Genomic DNA, 16,329 nt, shown 5'->3' on the forward strand with positions numbered 1-16,329 from the left:
CCTCTTTCGCGGGGGCGGGGGCGTCCTCCCCCCCAGGGACATCGAAGCGGGCCAGCACGTCGCCCACGGGGATCACGTCGCCGGCCTCGCCGTGCACCGAGATCACGCGGCCCGTCACCGGCGACGGCACCTCCACCACGGCCTTGTCGGTCTCCACCGAGACCAGCGGCTGATTCAGCTTGATCTCGTCATTGGCGGCGACATGCCATTCCACGATCTCGGCTTCGGTCAGACCCTCGCCAAGATCAGGTAATTTGAACTCTCTCATTCCAATCTTCCGGTTTAACTGCCCGATCAACTCTCGATGCACTCATGCACAGCGTCCTTGATCCGCTGAACGCTGGGGATATAGCCGTATTCCATCCGCGCCAGCGGCGGCACGGCATCGTAGCCGCCCACCCGGATCACCGGCGCTTCCAGGCTGTAGAGGCCTTCCGAAGCCAGGATCGCGGCCACTTCCCCGCCCAGGCCGCCGCTCACCGCGGCCTCGTGAACGATGACCGCGCGTCCGGTGCGCGACACCGACTCCAGGATGGTGTCCTTGTCCATGGGACTTACCGTGGCCAGATCCACCACCTCGCAGTCGATGCCCTCGTCGGCCAGTTCGCCGGCCGCGTTCCAGGTCTCCAGCGCCGACGCGCCCCAGCTGATCAGTGTCACGTCGGTCCCCGGACGGGTCACGAAGGCCTTGTCCAGCGGCAGTCCCTCGCCGTTGTCCGGCACCTCCTGGCGGAAGGCGCGGTAAACCCGCTTGGGCTCCAGGAAAACCACCGGGTCCGGATCGCGGATGGCCGAAAGCAGCAGGCCGTAGGCGCGCACCGGCGACGACGGGATCACGACCCGCACGCCGGGCATGTGCGCAAACAGCGCCTCGGTGCTCTCGGAATGGTGCTCGGGAGCGCGGATGCCGGTGCCGAACGGCGCGCGCAGCACCATCGGGCAGGTCAGCCGCCCGCGGGTGCGGTTGCGCATCCGGCTGGCGTGGCTGATGATCTGGTCGAGCGCCGGGTAGATGAAGCCCATGAACTGGATTTCCGGGACCGGCTTGAACCCCTGCGTGGCCATGCCCACGGACAGGCCGGCGATCATCGCTTCCGCCAGCGGCGTATCGAAAACCCGCTCGGCGCCGAATTTCTCCTGCAGGCCCACGGTGGCGCGGAACACGCCGCCGTTCACGCCCACGTCCTCGCCGAAAACGACCACGCTGTCGTCGTGGGCCATCTCCCAGGCCAGCGCCTGGTTGACCGCTTCGACCAGCGTCAGATTGGCCATCAGCCGTGGTCCGGAACCGGGTACTTGCGGGCGATTTCCCGCTGGGCCTCGAGCGCGGCCGGCATGTTGGCGAACTGGTGCTCGAAAATGTCCTCGATCGTCGGCCGGGGCGTCGCCAGGTAGGCTTCGACCTCCTTCTCCACTTCGGCTTCCAGCTCCGCGATCAGCGTTTCTTCCTGCTCGTCGGTCCAATCGAAGCGCTCCTGCATGAAGCGCTTCATCCGGTGAAGCGGAGCCCGCCTCGCGGCTTGCTCGACCTCCTCGTCGGGGCGGTAACGGGTGGCGTCGTCGGCCGTGGTGTGGTCCCCCAGCCGGTAGCTCAGAGCCTCGACCAGCGACGCGCCGCCGCCGGAACGGGCCCGTTGCGTGGCGATTTCGGCGGCGTTGCGCACCGCGATCAGGTCGTTGCCGTCCACCTGTTCGCCGTGAATGCCGACGGCGATCGCCTTCTGCGCCAGCGTCTCGGCGCCGGTCTGGCCTTCCACGGGCATGGAAATAGCGTACCGATTGTTGGTGATCCAGAAGACCACCGGCAGTTTCATGGCGCCGGCGGCGTTCAGGGCCTCGTAGAACGCGCCTTCGGACGTGGCGCCGTCGCCGCACAGCGCCACCGCGCAGGCCTCCTCGCCGCGCATTTTCAGGGCCAGCGCCGCGCCCGCCGCATGCAGGCATTGCGTGGCGATCGGCACGCAGTACGGAAAATCGTGCCTGGCGCCATCCCAGTCGTGGCCGCGCTCGTCACCGCCCCAAACGGCCAGCAACTGGCTCATGCGAACGCCCCGCCAAAGCACCGCGCCGTGCTCGCGATACGAAGGGGCCAGCACGTCTTCCGGCCGCATGGCGGCGGCCATGCCGATCTGGGAAGCCTCGTGGCCGTGGCTGGAGGCGATGGTGTTGACCTGCCCGGTGCGCTGCAGGTTTATGCAGCGCTGATCGAACACCCGGGTCAGGTGCATGAAGCGATACATGCGCGCCATTTCGCCCGCGTCGGCGGCAAATTCGGGCAATTCTTGCTGCGCTTTACCGTGCTCGTTTAAGAACTGCGTATACGTAATTTCAAACTTCGCTACTACCGGCATGGGACTACTCGATCTGGGGCGCAAAGTATATCGCGGATGGCCCAAGTTCGGCCGAAACGAAGGCCCGCGCCCCGGCGGAATCTATAATTCTCAATCGATGCTTACGCATATCGATTCGAAGCGCCGCCCGGGCATGGTGGATGTGGCCGACAAGGCCGTGACCGAGCGCACGGCTACGGCCCGCGCGCTCGTCGTGCTGCCCGCCGAGGCAGCCGCGCAGGCCGAAAACGGCGAAATCAACACCCACAAGGGGCCGGTGTTCCAGACCGCCATCATCGCAGGGACCCAGGCGGCCAAGCGCACCCACGAGCTGATCCCCTTCTGTCATCCGCTCAAGCTCGAGGGCTGCCGGATCGTACTGGAGCTCAAGGGCAACGAGATCGAGATCGAGTGCGCCGTCAAGGTAACCGGCAAGACCGGCGCGGAAATGGAGGCGCTGACCGGCGCGACGGTTGCCGCGCTGACCGTCTACGACATGCTGAAGTCGGTATCCCACGGCATCGAGATCCGGGCGGCGCGGCTGGTCCGGAAGACCGGCGGCAAGAGCGACTACCGCGATGACGGCGCCGGCTGACGCGCCGATTTCCGGCGTGGTGCTGGCGGGGGGCCTGAGCACGCGCTTCGGAAGCGACAAGGCCGCCGCCGAGATCGGCGGAGTGAGCCTGCTGGAACGTGCGGTCCGGCTGCTGGAGTCGGTCCTTGACGACGTCCGGGTGTCGGTGCGCCCCGACCAGGCGTCCGACGCGCTGCGCTCGCGCTACCGCTGCCTTTTCGACCGCCATCCCGGCCAGGGACCGGCGTCCGGGCTGGAGGCGGCGCACGCCGCGGCGCCCGGGCGGGCCTGGTTGGCGCTGGCCTGCGATCAGCCCTCCCTGAGCGGCGCAGACCTCGAGCGCCTGGTGGCCGAACGCGACCCGAACGCCGCCGCCACCGCCTGCTGCGACCCGGCCACCGGGGTCGTGCAGCCATTGTGCGCGATCTACGAACCCGCTACCCTTGCGGGCTTGGCGAAGGAAACGGCCGGCGGAACCGGCCCCTCGCCGCGCGCTTACCTGGAAAGCCGGCCGCTGAAACTGATTCCGATGCACATTACGAACATCAATAGTCCCGACGATCTGCGCAAACACATGCGCAGCGGAGCCACGACCTCATGAGCGAGAACGACAGCAACAAGCCGACGCGCAGCGAGGCGGAGCGGGCGGTGCGCGTTCTGCTGGGCTGGACCGGCGACGACGTCGAGCGCGAGGGCCTGGTGGACACGCCCAAGCGTGTCGTGCGCGCCTTCGAGGAATGGTTCAGCGGTTACGCCGTGGACCCGTACGATTTCCTGGCGCGAACGTTCAAGGAAGTGAACGGCTACGACGAAATCGTTGCGCTCACCCACATCGACTTCAACTCGCACTGCGAGCATCACATCGCCCCGATCATCGGCAAGGCCCACGTGGCTTACCTGCCGCGCGACAAGGTGGTGGGCATCAGCAAACTGGCGCGGGTGGTGGACGCCTACGCGCGCCGCCTGCAGGTGCAGGAGAAACTCACGGCGCAGATCGCCGAGTGCATTTCCAACGTTCTCGAGCCGCGCGGCGTGGCGGTGGTGGTCGAGGGCGCGCACGAGTGCATGACCACGCGCGGCATCCAAAAGCGCAACGTGAACATGGTGACCAGCCAGATGCTGGGCATTTTCCGCGACGACGCCCGCGCAAGGGCCGAATTCCTGGCAATGATCGACCGCGGGCGGTGATAATACGCGGCACGACGGGGTGCCGGCGAATATCACTTGGCTCACGAGGTCCGATCGATCGAAGACGCAAGGGCGCTGGAAGGCGTCGAGGTGGGCGTGTCCGACTGGATCGTCGTGGATCAGGAGCGGATCGACCGCTTTGCGAAAGCCACCGAGGACTACCAGTGGATCCACGTCGATCCCGACCGGGCGGCGCAGGAGCTCGATACCGGCGCCACCATCGCCCACGGCTACCTGACGCTGTCGCTGATCCCCGGCGCAACCGAGGAGTTCGTCCGGATGCCCACGCTCAAGCGGGCGATCAACTGGGGACTGAACAAGGTGCGCTTTTCCAACATGGTCGTGTGCCCGAGCCGGGTGCGGGTACGCACCACGGTGCTCAAGGCCCGGGTCCGCCTCGGCGGCATTCAGATGACCTGCCGGCACAGGGTCGAGATCGAGGGCCAGAAAAAGCCCGCCTGCACCGCCGAGACCCTCGCCCTCTACATGATCTGACCCTCAGTCGCGCGGATAGCCGGTGGGCGTGTCCGGTCCAGCGGCGTTCGAGTAGTTGATCATCATGAACGTGATCCGCCCGCCGGTGAACTCGAAGAAGTTCGAGTTCAGCAACTGCTGCACCGGATGGTCCGCATAGAGCCCGCCGGGCTTCGGCGTCAGGCGCACGACAAAGCGGCTGGCCGCGCGCTGCCCCTCCACGTCGATCGTGTGGCGGAACTCGCCGAACCAGCAGTCGTAGTTCCCGCAAAGGTGCTCGAAGAAGCCCGGCAGCGGCTCCTGCCCGGGACCCGGCGACGGCGAATAGCGCCGTTCGGGGTTGTCGCCGTGGCGTATCAGCACCTCCGCATCGTCGGCGAAACAATCCAGCACCCCTTCCAGGTCGCCCGCCGAAACGCCCCCAAAATAGCGGCGCTCAATAAAATCGATATACGCCGACCGGTCTTTCATTTCAGCCCGGTGCGCTATAGAAGAGCGCACCATGCGAGCTAGCCGCTCGGCTGCATTTGCGCCATGAAACGGCGGATGCGGCGGGCGTTGGTCCCGACGTCGGAAAGGCCCAGTCGCGACTTGGAACGCACGTCCACCAGCGAACCGTCGCCGGACTCGACGATGCGCACCACGACATCGTCCTTGAAACCGAACCAGGCGGTCGTGGCGACGGCTTCCAGGCGTCCCTCGCCGGACGCCACCGTAATCAGTTCCCATTCCATGGCCCGCGCGGCGCTCTCCGCAAGCGCCATCGCCTCGGCCGGGCTCACGTCAAGCTCCAGCGGCACGATCTCCGGGTACGCCTTGAGCTGCTGTTCGGCGGCCTCGCTGCCCGCGTATTCCGGGGGATTGGGCGCCCCGGCGCGAAGCGGCAGTATGTCCACGAACTCAGGAGGGTTGACCGTGTCGGTGCTGATGTCGTGGATCGGCGGCGACACCTGCCCCTGGCGCAGCCAAAGCAGGTTGTTGAGGGTCATTCCCACGCTCAGGACCAGTGCGATCCAGCACACGCCGTTGAATGCCCAGCTCCCCATCCGGCCGCGGCCGCCGATCATCCCCACCAGCAGGAACAGCGTCGCCAGGGCCATGATCGCAACGCTGGCGACGTAGCCGATGAAGGCCGGCATCAGGGGAAGCGTCTCCAGCCGGTATCCGCCGATGCTGGCCGCCACGACAACGGCGCCCACCCCCCAGATCCATGCGCCGATCCTGGCGAGCGTAACGGACATCCTGCCGTGTCTGGCCATACCCGAGCCTCTCCCAACGCGAGCGACCTATCTTACGGCATTCTTTTTCGCCGATGCTGTACGCTGTACCGCATGGATACGCGATCCGATGCGATGAGCGTGGACGCCCTGAAGGGACTGATCGATCAGCTGGAGCTGGAGTCGCTGGAGCAGAACCTGTTCCGGGGGCAGAGCCGCGATTTCGGCACCGGCCGGGTATTCGGTGGACAGGTGCTGGGGCAGGCCCTGTACGCCGCCCTGCACACGGTGGAAGGCCGCGTCGCGCATTCGCTTCACGCCTATTTCCTGCGCGAGGGCGACACCAGCGCACCGATCGTCTATGAGGTGGACCGCGCCCGCGACGGCGGCAGTTTCTCCAACCGCCGCGTGGTGGCCGTTCAGCACGGCCGGCAGATTTTCAACATGACCGCTTCGTTCCAGGCCGTGCAGGAAGGCCCCGAGCACCAGGACCCGATTCCCGACGCGCCGCCGCCCGCGGAATGCAAGGACCTGCGCGAGCTGACTTCCGGTGAAGCGGACTGGATGCCGGCCCGTTATTTCAAACTGCTCAGGCTTACGCAGGCGCTCGACTTCCGGCCCGTGGACCCGGTGCACTCGCTGGGCACGGGCGCCCGCGAGCCACGCCAGCTGGTGTGGATGCGCACCTCGGCGCGCCTGCCGGACGACGTCGAGGCCCACCAGGCGTTCCTGGCCTTTGCCTCCGACATGGGACTGATCGGCATGGTGACCTTCCCGCACGTTCTCCCGCCCACCGGCTTTCAGCTCGCCAGCCTCGATCATGCGATGTGGTTCCACTGCCCGGTGCGGGTGGACGAGTGGATGCTGTTCGACCTGCACAGCCCGCGGGCCGGTGGCGCGCGGGGCTTCGCCAGGGCGTCGGTCTATGCGCGCAACGGCACGCGGGTCGCGACCATGGCCCAGGAAGGCCTGTTCCGGATCCGCAGGAGGGGGCGTCCGTGAGGACGCCCGGCTTGAGCGCGACGCCGCGCACGCTGTTCGAGAAGCTCTGGGCCGCCCACGAGGTGGCGCGCACCGACGACGGGCAGTCGCTGATCGCCATCGACCGGATATTCCTGCACGAGCGCACCGGAACGCTGGCCCTGCAGGCGCTGGAGAAGGCCGGGCGGACGATACGCCATCCGGAACGCGCCTTCTGCGTCATGGACCACATCGTCGATACGAAACCCGGACGACCCGGGCTGACGCGCATGCCCGGCGGCGCCGAGTTCATCACCGCCACGCGCGAGGCGGCGCGCGAGGCCGGCATCCGGCTGTTCGACATCGACGATCCCAGCCAGGGCATCGTGCACGTCATCTCGCCGGAGCTCGGCATCGCCCTGCCCGGCCTGACCCTGGTCTGTCCCGACAGCCACACCTGCACGGTGGGCGGCCTGGGCGCGCTGGCCTGGGGCATCGGCACCACGCAGGCCGAGCACGCGCTGGCCACGGGCACGCTCCGGGTGGAGAAGCCCTTGGCGATGCGCGTTAACTTTGTCGGCCGGCCGGACCCGGCGGTCACGGCCAAGGACCTGATCCTGGCGGTGATCGCGAAGCACTCCGCGACCGGCGGCCTGGGCTGCGCGGTGGAGTTCGCGGGCGATGCGATCGACGCGCTGGGAGTGGAAGGCCGCATGACGCTTTGCAACATGGCCATCGAGTTCGGCGCCTGGACCGGCATGGTGGCGCCCAACGAGGACGTGTTCGAATACGTGAGCGAGCGCGAGTTTTCCCCGCGAGGCGCGTTGCGGGACCAGGCGCTGGCGGCCTGGCGCGAGCTGAAGACGGACGAAGGCGCCGAGTTCGACCGCGAACTGGAACTGGACTGCGAAGGCATGGCGCCGCAGGTGAGCTGGGGCACCAGCCCCGAGCACTCGACCGGCATTGACGCTCAGGTGCCGGAGCCTTCCGGTGAGGCCGGGCGGCGCGATGCCATGCGCCGGGCGCTCGATTACATGGACCTGGCGCCGGGCCAGAAGATGGACGAGCTGGAAATCGGCGCGGCCTTCATCGGCTCATGCACCAACGCGCGCCTGTCCGATCTCCGCGCGGCGGCGAAGCTCCTCGACGGCCGGCGGGTGGCCGAAGGCGTCAAGGCGATCTGCGTTCCCGGTTCCATGGCAGTGCGCGCCGCGGCCGAAGCCGAAGGCCTTCACCGCGTGTTCGAGAATGCCGGCTTCGAGTGGCACGAGTCCGGCTGCTCCATGTGCTTCTACGCCGGCGGCGACGGATTCGGCGGAATGCGCGCCGTGTCCAGCACCAACCGCAACTTCGAGAACCGCCAGGGCCCCGGCGCCCGCACCCACCTGGCCAGCCCCGCCACCGTAGCCGCCTCCGCCGTCGCGGGCCGCCTGACGGACCCGCGCAAACTGGGCTGATGGAGGCGGTACCGTGAGAGGCGTGGTTTCCGGCGTGGCGGCGCCGCTGATGCGGCGCAACGTCGATACGGACGCGATCATTCCGAGCCGCGAGATGAAGCGGGTGTCGCGCGAGGGCCTGGGAGAAGGCCTGTTCGCCAACTGGCGCTACGCCGACCTGGCGACGCGCGAGGAGGCGCCGGATTTCGTGCTGAACCGGGCCCGCTACCGGGAGGCGAAGATACTGATTTCCGGCGAGAACTTCGGGTGCGGCTCGTCGCGCGAGCACGCAGTCTGGGCGCTGGCCGACTGGGGCATAGGCGCGGTCATCGCACCCAGTTTCGGCGAAATCTTCCAGGCCAACTGCGCGCAGAACGGCATCGTGGCCGTGGTCCTGCCGGAACCCCAGGTGGATGCGCTCGGCGCCGAGGCCGAACGCCGGGAACTGCGCCTGACCGTGGACCTCGGCGCCTGCGAAGTCCAGCGTGTCGGCGACCGGGCCCTGCCCTTCTCGATGAAGCTCCGCGATCGCGAGATGATCCTCAAGGGCCTGGACCCCATCGCCCTCACGCTCAGCGAACACGCCGCCGCCATCGAAGCCTTCGAAAAATCCGACCGCACCGCCCGCCCCTGGGCCTGACCCCTCGCCGCGATAGCTGCTTGATCGTCTGCAATTCCGGCTTGACAATGAGCGGTACGCATAGCTATAAAGAGGTTCCATCGCGGGGGCCGGATCGGCCCTTGCGCGGCTTGTTCAATGGATTTCGCAAGGAGTGCGAAAATGGAGGAACTGGCATACGACACACTGTCGGAGGCAAAGGAACTTGAAGCAGCCGGATTCAGCGGCAGTCAGGCGCACGCGATTGTGGGAACGGTAAGCCGCTCAATGGAGATCAGCGAGCGGATCGCCCGCGATCTGGGCGCGATCAAGGCCCGCATCGACAATGAATTGGTCACCAGGAGCGACCTGGAGAACTTCGCGACGAAAGCGGACCTCAAGAACTTCGCGACGAAGGACGATGTGAAGAACTTCGTGACCAAGGAGGACCTGGCCGACTTCCGTACTGAGATGGTGGAAGGCTTTGGAGCATTGCGGGCTGAATTGAAGGACTCCATTGCCGGCGTTTACCGCACCGTCATCTGGGTCATGGCTGGTACCTACGGCGGGTTTGCTGCAATCGTGGCCGCGATGCGCATTTGGGGATGAGGGGTATTGTTGCGGGCGTGGCCGCAAAAACGGTACGCTGAGGTGCTGTGAATACGGGTGAATGCAGGCCGCTGGCGGGGCTTAAGGTCCTGGAGCTGACGCACATGGTGATGGGGCCGGCGTGTGGGCTGGTGCTGGCGGACCTGGGGGCGGACGTGATCAAGGTGGAGCCGCCGGGCGGCGATCCGACGCGAAGGCTGCCGGGGTCGGGCGCGGGCTATTTTCCGATGTACAACCGCAACAAGCGGAGCATCTGCCTCAACCTCAAGTCGCCGGAGGGCATGGACACGGCGCTCAAGCTCGCCGACCGCTCCGACGTGCTGATCCAGAACTTCCGGCCCGGCGCGATGCAGCGCCTGGGGCTGGATTACGAGACGCTGTCGAAGCGCAATCCGCGCCTGATCTACTGCACCGAGAAGGGCTTTCAGGCCGGCCCGTACGAGAACCGCGCGGCGCTGGACGAAGTGGCGCAGATGATGGGCGGGCTGGCCTACATGACCGGGCCTCCGGGCAAGCCGCTGCGCGCAGGGGCCTCGGTGATCGACGTGCAGGGCGGCATGTTCGGCGCGCTGGGCGTGCTGGCGGCGCTTAACGAGCGCGAGCGCACCGGACGCGGCTGCGAAGTCGTGGCCACGCTGTACGAGAGCGCGGTGTTCCTGGTGGGCCAGCACATGGCGCAGAAGGCCGTTACCGGCGCCGCGGCCACGCCGATGCCGGCGCGCGTGTCGGCCTGGGCCATCTACGAGGTGTTCGCCACGAAGACGGGCGAGCAGATATTCGTGGGCGTGGTGAGCGACGTGCAATGGGTGCGGTTCTGCGAGGCCTTCGAACTGCATGAGCTGGGCGGCGACGAAAGCCTGAAGACCAATTCCGGACGGGTGGCGCGCCGCGACCAGTTCATCCCGAAGATCAAGGAGACCTTCGCGGCCATGACGCCGGCCGAACTGATGGAGCGCTGCGCGCAGGCGGGCCTGCCGTTCGCACCCATCGCCCGCCCCGAGGACCTGTTCGACGACGCCCACCTGACCGCTTCCGGCGGGCTGCTCGAAGTCACCGTGCCGGACGGCGAAAACGCCGGCGAAAAGGCGTCCCTGCCGGCGCTGCCGGTGTCGGTGGGCGGCAGCCGCCCGACGCTGTTCCGCGACGTGCCCACGGCCGGCCAGCACACCGAGGAAATCCTCGCCGAGCTGTGAGCGAAAAGCGGAAACTGAACCTCAAGGGCTACAGCAACCCCCTCTCGCCTGAGGGCAAGGCCGCGCTGGTCACGCCCACGCCGCACCACTACGGCGGGCATTTCCTGTTCGTGGACTACCGCGCCGACGTCGAACAGGTGGCGCGCTACCTGCCGGCGCCGCTGGAACCGGACCCCACCGGCCGCGCGTTCGCGATCGTCGATGAACTGGTGTGCGTGCCGGGCGACAACCCGGAGCTCTTGTACGACAACCCCGAGCGCACCCGCTACACCGAGGGCGTCGTGGGTCTGCGCTGCTCCTACAAGGGCGAACCCGGCACCTTCATGAACGCCATGTGGGTGTCGAAGGACTGGTCGATGACCTTCGGCAACTTCATGGGCTGGCCGAAGAAGATCGCCCGCATTCACCTGACGCATATCCCGCCCAATCATCCCGTGATCAAGCCGCTGGGCGTGGGCTCGAACCTGCGGGGCGTGGTGGACCGCGAGGGCTACCGCATCGTGGACCTGTCGGTGCGCCTGGAGAAGCGCGAGGACGACAATGCCGCGCCGAAGTTCGGCTGGCTCTACTCGGTGCGCTACTACCCGGCCATGAGTCCCAGCGTGCCGGCCACGAAGCAGTTGATCCGCAACCGGATCAGCAACACGCGCGCGATCAACGTGTTTTCCGGAGAAGGCAGCGTCGAGTTCGGCTATTCGGACAACGAGGAGCTGCTGCCGCTCGCGCCGGTGGAAGTGATCCGGGGGTATTCGTACAACCCCTGCTGGACGACGGCGCACACGGCGGAGTTGCTGGAGACTTACGAGTAGCTTGAGGGCGGCCCGGAGCCGCGGAGAGCCAGGAGCGGGATCATGCTTTTTCTGAACGCGGACGAACTCGAAGCGGGGCTGCCGGACATCCTTTCGTCACCCAGGGACGACGGGGTCGTCTCGATGATCGTTCGCCGACCGGACACCGACCAGCGGGAGGTGCTGGATTCGGGCGAACTGGACGTCGCCGAGGGACTCGTCGGAGACAACTGGCGCTCGCGCGGGAGCCGGATGACGGCCGACGGATCGGCCCATCCGGACATGCAACTCAATATCATGAACTCGCGGGTCATCTCGCTCGTGGCACGGTCCAGGGAGCGTTGGGCGCTCGCTGGCGATCAGTTCTTCGTCGATCTCGACCTCGGCAAGGAGAACCTTCCCGCCGGCACGCGGCTTGCCATGGGTTCGGCCGTCATCGAGGTCACTTCGATTCCTCACCTCGGCTGCAAGAAGTTCACGGCCAGGTTCGGGCTGGAAGCGATGAAGTTCGTGAACTCGCGGCGCGGGAAGGCGCACTGCTTTCGGGGCATCAATGCGAAGGTCGTGCAGTCGGGCCGAGTGAGCGCCGGGGACCCGATCCGAAGGCTCTAGCGAAATCCTCCGCGGCCGCCACTCCAGCCCGCGCGATACCCAGGCGAAAGCCGATGGCTTCCCAGGCGATTAAAGGACATCAGGCCTGTCCTTCCGCGGTGGCAGCCAATGCAATGGAATTGGGTCGGACAAATGCCCTGGCGTGTCCGGTCCCAGCGGCGTGAAAGTGACCGTTACCTGGGTGAAATAAACTTCCGTGCGTGCCTCGAATCCCGAGTCGGTGCCGAAGAACAGCCAGACTTGGCCAGTATCGGATGCCGAAACCGATTGCGGTATCGATCGAGCCTCGAACGACTTGCGTTCCCATTGGCGCGGCTGCTCGCAATCCCGGGAGTTGGCCATATTCCCGAGCACGACGGCATTCTCGCCCCCGTTTGACTGGTTGCCGATGTCGATGTTCATGCGCAGGTAGTTGTCCCGCAGGACCGGTAGCGGTTCGACGTCGCTCGCGCCGGCCTTGATCCAGACGCTCTCGCCCGGCGCTCCACCGACACCCACACACCCGGCCGGCGTGTCGGTAGCGATCTCGGCGCTGACCGCGACGTTGTAGATCGCGCCCGGGACGAGCCCGCCGACCTGTCCCTTGTAGAACATCACAAGATCGTCACTGCGATTAACGCCGGAGAGGTACAGCGCCGACCCGGAATCCAGCGGCGACGGCAGAGGACGGTATTCTGACGTGAGCTCGTAGATATCCTCATTGTCCGGCGGGTAGTCTGCAAAGTCGCCAACGAACCCTTGTTCCCCTTCACTAAAGTCGAATGTCCGCGTTACCTCATTCGCCTGCACCGTACCCTGGACAGGCGCCACGACGCCGTCAGGCGAACTGATGTACGACAGCACGCTGATCGCGAGGCCGCTTGCCAGCTCCAGCCGCCAGTCGCCGGCCCCGGCCCCCGTGCTTCCCGTCAGGCCCTTGCGCGCATTGCCGATTTCGAGGTCATACGAGTTGAAGTGCCTCGCCTCGTTTGCTCCCAACGACAGCGTAAGTTCCTCGTACTGCCGACCCGTGTCGTCGTATGGCCTGATCGATACCTCTCCGTCGGAGTCCGAGTGATTGATGATCCGCACCAATCCCTGGCGGCCGAGGGGATCGGATACCGGGGGGAACAACGGCACGCGGTGGATTCCGTCGGCCGGACTGTCGGGGAGAGCCGACAGATTCGTGAGGCGGCCCGTTGGGCTCGATAACAGACCCATCACGGTCACCGGCTGATCCGACCGGACGCTCAGCCGCCATTTGCCTGCACCGTCGCCCAGAGATCCGTCAAGGCCCGCCGCTCGCCCCGATTCCAGTTCCGCGGCCGAGTACGTTCTTGCTGCTCCTGCGGGAATCTCCGCGGTTACCCTGCCGGGACTGGATGCACCCGCATCATCCACACCGCCGATTTCGACCGTTTCATTCGTTTTACCCAAGTTGATTAACCGAAGCAGGCTCTCTTGGTGGCGGTTACTTCCCGGATTGAAGAAAGCGAGGCGGTAGCCGCCATCCCGCCAGGGCGCCGTGTCCTGCATCGGCGCGAGGACGCCATCGCTCGTGCGGATGAAGGAAACAACCTTGATATCGAGCTCGCTTGCAAGCCGGAGCCGCCAGTCCCCGCGGCCGGGACCCGTGCTCCCGGACAACCCCTTGCCGGGGTTGCCGACCTCCAGGTCGAATGAGTTGAAATGCACGGTCTCGCCAGGGTTGATGGAGAGCGAAAGTGGTTCATAGGTTGCGCCCTCATCGTCGATCGCTTCGATCGTCACCTTGCCTGCTTTGCCGGATCGGTTGATGATCTGTGCGACACCCTGCCGGTCCCAGGCTTCCGACGCCGACGGAAAGAACGGGACTGTTTGAACGGAATCCGCCGCTGACGCAATGCGGAGGAAGGCCAGCGCGGCCACGACAGCAAGAGTCGATGAGACGCGCCCTGACATCGTGGAACAATCCGCTACGGTGCGGCCATGCGGTAGCCCACGCCGCGCTCGTTGAGGATATAGCGCGGGCGCGCCGGATCGTCGCCGAGCTTGCGGCGCAATTGCTTGACGAAGGTGCGGACGCGGTCGGGGTCGCCGGCGCCCGGCTCCTGCCACATCTGGCGGATCAGCGCATCATAGTTGACGCAGCGGCCCGCATTTGCGGAAAGAATGCGCAGCAGCTCGTACTCGCCGGCGGTCAGGCGCAGTTCCTCTCCCGCCAGGGTCACACGCCGCTGCGCATAGCGCACCGTGAGGTCCCCGAGCGTAAACGTTTCCGGTTCGGTATGCGTACGCAGGGCCGCCCGAATCCGCGCCGTGAGCTCGGTTGCCGAAAACGGCTTGACGAGGTAATCGACCGCGCCTCGCTCCAGGGCCTTGGCGATGGTTTCGTCCCTGCCGTAGGCGGAAATGAAGATGACCGGCAGATCTGCCAGTTCGGGGACGGTCCTCATGAGTTCGATGCCGTCGGTGTCCGGCAGCATCAGGTCCAGCAGGACCAGCCGGGGCTTTTCCGTGCGGACAATGCGGGGAATTTCGCGGTGCTCGCCGGTAACCACGGGGTAATAGCCCGCGCGCGTGAGCGCCTCGCGCGCGAAGCGAAGCGCCCTTACGTCGTCGTCCACCACCAGAATGGGCACCCGCCTGCCGGCCCCGCCGGAGGCGCCCGGCGCACTCCGGCCGTCGCCGGCCGCAATCGTCTCTTCCTCGGCCACCGGCAGCGTAAAACTGAATCGCGCGCCCTGGTCCGTTCCGCCGCTCTCGGCCCAGATTCGCCCGCCGTGCGCCTCGATCAGGCCCTTGCAGATCACCAGTCCCAGGCCGGCACCCCGTTGGCCGCGCGGTGCGTCCTGATCGTTTCCGCGTGCGTACTTGCGAAACAGTTGCGGCAGTTTCTCCGGCGACACGCCGCGGCCTTCGTCGGACACCGAAACCGTCACCTGCATGCCGTCCCGCCACGCGGCGACGCGGATGGGCGTGAACCCGGGCGAATGCCTCGCTGCGTTGGAGAAAAGGTTACCCAGCACCTGCGCCATGCGCCGCCCGTCCGCCAGCACGCGCGCAAGGTCGCGTGGAATATCGATCAGGATCGCGTGCGTGCCGCCGCCGCTCGAGAACGCGTTGCGCGCTTGCTCCACCATCGTCGTGAGCTCGGTCGGCACCGGCGATACGGACAGCATTCCCGCCTCGATGCGGCCCACGTCGAGCAGGTCGCTGATCAGCTTGTGCATGTGGTCCGCCTGCTCGTCGATCACCCGAAAGAACTGGTCCGTCTCGGCCGGGTCCGGCGACGGCGACGCGTCGAGCCAGATCGTGCTTGACCCCTTGATGGCGGCCAGCGGCGTGCGCAGTTCGTGGCTCACCATGCTCAGAAACTCCGAACGCTGCCGGTCCAACTCCTCCAACGGACCCAGGTCCTGCATCGTGACCACGACCGATTCGAGATCGCCCTGCGCGGACTGATTCAGCGTCACGTTCACGAGCACGGCCACGCTGCGGCCGTCCGGCACCGACAGCACAACCTCCTCGGCGCGCATGGCCCGCGCCCCGCCGAGCTCGCGAAGCAGCGGAAGTTCATTCATTGCGAGTTCGGTGCCGTTAGGGAAGCGGCAGGTCAACGCTTTCATCGCCTCCTCCGGAGCGACGCCCGGGGGAAGCAGTTGCTCGACCAGGCGCCGCGCCTCCTGGTTGAACGACACCGGCTGGCCGGTCTTCGCGTCGAGCACGACAACGCCCACGGGCGAGGTCTCCACCAACGCTTCAAGATCGGCCCGCGCTCTTTGCTCGTCGCGATAGGTGCGGGCATTGGCGATTGCCGTCGCCGCCTGGGAGGCGAACAGCATCAGCAATTCCTCGTCTTCGTCGGTGAAGTCCGTCGCGTCCGCCTTCTCAGCGACGAAGAAGTTGCCCACCTGCTCGCCGCCGTGGCGCATCGGGATCGACTGAATCGTTTCCGAACGCATCAGGTCGGGAGAGAAGCCGCGCTCGTGCACGTAATTCGGCAGGTCCTCCAGCCGCTTGGGTCCCGGCAGGTCGCGCAGATGCGCATACAACCTCGGCCCGTCGGACCACTCGGCGAACCGGCGCTTTTCCTCGGGCGTGAACCCGGAGGTAACGAAGTCGCGCGGCTCGCCGGACTCGTCGATCGTGACGATCACCCCGTAGCTCGCCCCGGTGAGAGCGCGCGCGCTGTCCACGACCTCCTGCAGCACGGTGGCGAGATCCAGGCTTGCGCTGATGCGCAGAATCGCCGCGCTCAATTGCGAGATCCGTTCGCGGAGCGCTTCGATCTGCTGCGTGAGTTCTGCCGTCATGACGCGACGACCCGCCAGCGGCGCCGTGTCCGGCCGAGCTCCTCACGACTAGCCCCGTCGATCACCGAAATACACA

General features: G+C 66.6%; 18 protein-coding genes. 11 read left to right on the top strand and 7 right to left on the bottom strand.

Annotated features, from left to right (window positions below; genetic code table 11):
- The 3 genes from F4Y72_06785 to pdhA all read right to left on the bottom strand — a co-directional run.
- The coding region (locus tag F4Y72_06785; protein MXZ27996.1) for a 2-oxo acid dehydrogenase subunit E2 at window positions 1-268 on the bottom strand (268 nt) is incomplete at its 3' end.
- 26 nt (window positions 269-294) lie between these two features.
- Window positions 295-1,272, bottom strand: coding sequence for an alpha-ketoacid dehydrogenase subunit beta (locus F4Y72_06790; protein ID MXZ27997.1), 978 nt, complete (start codon window positions 1,270-1,272; stop codon window positions 295-297).
- A complete protein-coding gene (gene pdhA / locus F4Y72_06795; GenBank protein MXZ27998.1) occupies window positions 1,272-2,351 on the bottom strand; it encodes a pyruvate dehydrogenase (acetyl-transferring) E1 component subunit alpha in 1,080 nt (359 codons plus the stop codon). Before pdhA ends, F4Y72_06790 begins: the two co-directional genes overlap by 1 nt.
- A 97-nt stretch (window positions 2,352-2,448) precedes the next feature.
- Here pdhA and moaC point away from each other — a divergent pair, with 97 nt between their 5' ends.
- From moaC to F4Y72_06815, 4 genes are read left to right on the top strand one after another with little or no spacing between them, the layout of a single operon-like run.
- Entirely contained in the window at window positions 2,449-2,925 is a 477-nt protein-coding gene (gene moaC / locus F4Y72_06800; protein ID MXZ27999.1) for a cyclic pyranopterin monophosphate synthase MoaC, read from the top strand.
- Window positions 2,909-3,505 carry a molybdenum cofactor guanylyltransferase gene (locus tag F4Y72_06805; GenBank protein ID MXZ28000.1) on the top strand — a complete coding sequence of 199 codons (597 nt, stop codon included), beginning with the start codon at window positions 2,909-2,911 and terminating at the stop codon, window positions 3,503-3,505. The genes moaC and F4Y72_06805 overlap by 17 nt, the downstream gene beginning before the upstream one ends.
- Window positions 3,502-4,092, top strand: coding sequence for a GTP cyclohydrolase I FolE (gene folE / locus F4Y72_06810; protein ID MXZ28001.1), 591 nt, complete (start codon window positions 3,502-3,504; stop codon window positions 4,090-4,092). The genes F4Y72_06805 and folE overlap by 4 nt, the downstream gene beginning before the upstream one ends.
- Before the next feature lie 57 nt (window positions 4,093-4,149).
- On the top strand, window positions 4,150-4,587 hold the full coding sequence (locus F4Y72_06815; protein ID MXZ28002.1) for a MaoC family dehydratase: 438 nt from the start codon (window positions 4,150-4,152) through the stop codon (window positions 4,585-4,587).
- 3 nt (window positions 4,588-4,590) lie between these two features.
- Here the strand turns inward: F4Y72_06815 and F4Y72_06820 are convergent, their stop codons facing one another.
- Together F4Y72_06820 and F4Y72_06825 are read right to left on the bottom strand one after the other, a co-directional pair.
- On the bottom strand, window positions 4,591-5,037 hold the full coding sequence (locus tag F4Y72_06820; GenBank protein MXZ28003.1) for a nuclear transport factor 2 family protein: 447 nt from the start codon (window positions 5,035-5,037) through the stop codon (window positions 4,591-4,593).
- A gap of 38 nt (window positions 5,038-5,075) precedes the next feature.
- Window positions 5,076-5,705: a DUF1499 domain-containing protein gene (locus F4Y72_06825; GenBank protein MXZ28004.1), complete on the bottom strand. Its 630-nt coding sequence runs from the start codon at window positions 5,703-5,705 to the stop codon at window positions 5,076-5,078.
- Between the two features lie 213 nt (window positions 5,706-5,918).
- Between F4Y72_06825 and F4Y72_06830 the strand changes: the two genes are divergently transcribed.
- From F4Y72_06830 to F4Y72_06860, 7 genes are all read left to right on the top strand, one after another.
- Window positions 5,919-6,785: an acyl-CoA thioesterase II gene (locus F4Y72_06830; protein ID MXZ28005.1), complete on the top strand. Its 867-nt coding sequence runs from the start codon at window positions 5,919-5,921 to the stop codon at window positions 6,783-6,785.
- Between the two features lie 11 nt (window positions 6,786-6,796).
- Window positions 6,797-8,200: a 3-isopropylmalate dehydratase large subunit gene (locus F4Y72_06835; protein MXZ28006.1), complete on the top strand. Its 1,404-nt coding sequence runs from the start codon at window positions 6,797-6,799 to the stop codon at window positions 8,198-8,200.
- A gap of 49 nt (window positions 8,201-8,249) precedes the next feature.
- Window positions 8,250-8,819, top strand: a complete 570-nt coding sequence (gene leuD / locus F4Y72_06840) for a 3-isopropylmalate dehydratase small subunit (GenBank protein ID MXZ28007.1) — start codon at window positions 8,250-8,252, stop codon at window positions 8,817-8,819.
- Between the two features lie 141 nt (window positions 8,820-8,960).
- Window positions 8,961-9,386 (top strand): hypothetical protein, encoded by a 426-nt coding sequence (locus F4Y72_06845; protein MXZ28008.1) that lies wholly within the window; start codon window positions 8,961-8,963, stop codon window positions 9,384-9,386.
- A 104-nt stretch (window positions 9,387-9,490) separates the two neighbouring features.
- A complete protein-coding gene (locus F4Y72_06850) occupies window positions 9,491-10,579 on the top strand; it encodes a CoA transferase (protein ID MXZ28009.1) in 1,089 nt (362 codons plus the stop codon).
- Window positions 10,576-11,388, top strand: a complete 813-nt coding sequence (locus tag F4Y72_06855) for a hypothetical protein (protein MXZ28010.1) — start codon at window positions 10,576-10,578, stop codon at window positions 11,386-11,388. The genes F4Y72_06850 and F4Y72_06855 overlap by 4 nt, the downstream gene beginning before the upstream one ends.
- Window positions 11,389-11,430: 42 nt before the next feature.
- The gene (locus F4Y72_06860; GenBank protein MXZ28011.1) at window positions 11,431-11,979 is read left to right on the top strand and encodes an MOSC domain-containing protein; all 549 of its coding nucleotides are present in this window, start codon (window positions 11,431-11,433) and stop codon (window positions 11,977-11,979) included.
- Between the two features lie 69 nt (window positions 11,980-12,048).
- Here F4Y72_06860 and F4Y72_06865 read toward each other — a convergent pair whose 3' ends face one another.
- A complete protein-coding gene (locus tag F4Y72_06865; protein ID MXZ28012.1) occupies window positions 12,049-13,899 on the bottom strand; it encodes a hypothetical protein in 1,851 nt (616 codons plus the stop codon).
- 14 nt (window positions 13,900-13,913) lie between these two features.
- Window positions 13,914-16,253: a response regulator gene (locus F4Y72_06870; GenBank protein ID MXZ28013.1), complete on the bottom strand. Its 2,340-nt coding sequence runs from the start codon at window positions 16,251-16,253 to the stop codon at window positions 13,914-13,916.
- Between the last annotated feature and the right edge of the window lie 76 nt (window positions 16,254-16,329).

Source organism: Gammaproteobacteria bacterium, assembly GCA_009838035.1.
Taxonomy (GTDB): Bacteria; Pseudomonadota; Gammaproteobacteria; order Steroidobacterales; family Foliamicaceae; genus Foliamicus.

What these genes read in the sequence shown, in the direction of transcription:
- folE (MXZ28001.1), top strand. Translation starts at nt 3,502, where the DNA reads ATGAGCGAGAACGACAGCAACAAGCCGACGCGCAGCGAGGCGGAGCGG.
- F4Y72_06825 (MXZ28004.1), bottom strand. Translation starts at nt 5,705, where the DNA reads ATGCCGGCCTTCATCGGCTACGTCGCCAGCGTTGCGATCATGGCCCTG.
- F4Y72_06805 (MXZ28000.1), top strand. Translation starts at nt 2,909, where the DNA reads ATGACGGCGCCGGCTGACGCGCCGATTTCCGGCGTGGTGCTGGCGGGG.
- F4Y72_06820 (MXZ28003.1), bottom strand. Translation starts at nt 5,037, where the DNA reads ATGAAAGACCGGTCGGCGTATATCGATTTTATTGAGCGCCGCTATTTT.
- F4Y72_06830 (MXZ28005.1), top strand. Translation starts at nt 5,919, where the DNA reads ATGAGCGTGGACGCCCTGAAGGGACTGATCGATCAGCTGGAGCTGGAG.
- F4Y72_06870 (MXZ28013.1), bottom strand. Translation starts at nt 16,253, where the DNA reads ATGACGGCAGAACTCACGCAGCAGATCGAAGCGCTCCGCGAACGGATC.
- pdhA (MXZ27998.1), bottom strand. Translation starts at nt 2,351, where the DNA reads ATGCCGGTAGTAGCGAAGTTTGAAATTACGTATACGCAGTTCTTAAAC.
- leuD (MXZ28007.1), top strand. Translation starts at nt 8,250, where the DNA reads ATGCGGCGCAACGTCGATACGGACGCGATCATTCCGAGCCGCGAGATG.
- F4Y72_06850 (MXZ28009.1), top strand. Translation starts at nt 9,491, where the DNA reads ATGGTGATGGGGCCGGCGTGTGGGCTGGTGCTGGCGGACCTGGGGGCG.
- moaC (MXZ27999.1), top strand. Translation starts at nt 2,449, where the DNA reads ATGCTTACGCATATCGATTCGAAGCGCCGCCCGGGCATGGTGGATGTG.
- F4Y72_06860 (MXZ28011.1), top strand. Translation starts at nt 11,431, where the DNA reads ATGCTTTTTCTGAACGCGGACGAACTCGAAGCGGGGCTGCCGGACATC.
- F4Y72_06845 (MXZ28008.1), top strand. Translation starts at nt 8,961, where the DNA reads ATGGAGGAACTGGCATACGACACACTGTCGGAGGCAAAGGAACTTGAA.
- F4Y72_06790 (MXZ27997.1), bottom strand. Translation starts at nt 1,272, where the DNA reads ATGGCCAATCTGACGCTGGTCGAAGCGGTCAACCAGGCGCTGGCCTGG.
- F4Y72_06865 (MXZ28012.1), bottom strand. Translation starts at nt 13,899, where the DNA reads ATGTCAGGGCGCGTCTCATCGACTCTTGCTGTCGTGGCCGCGCTGGCC.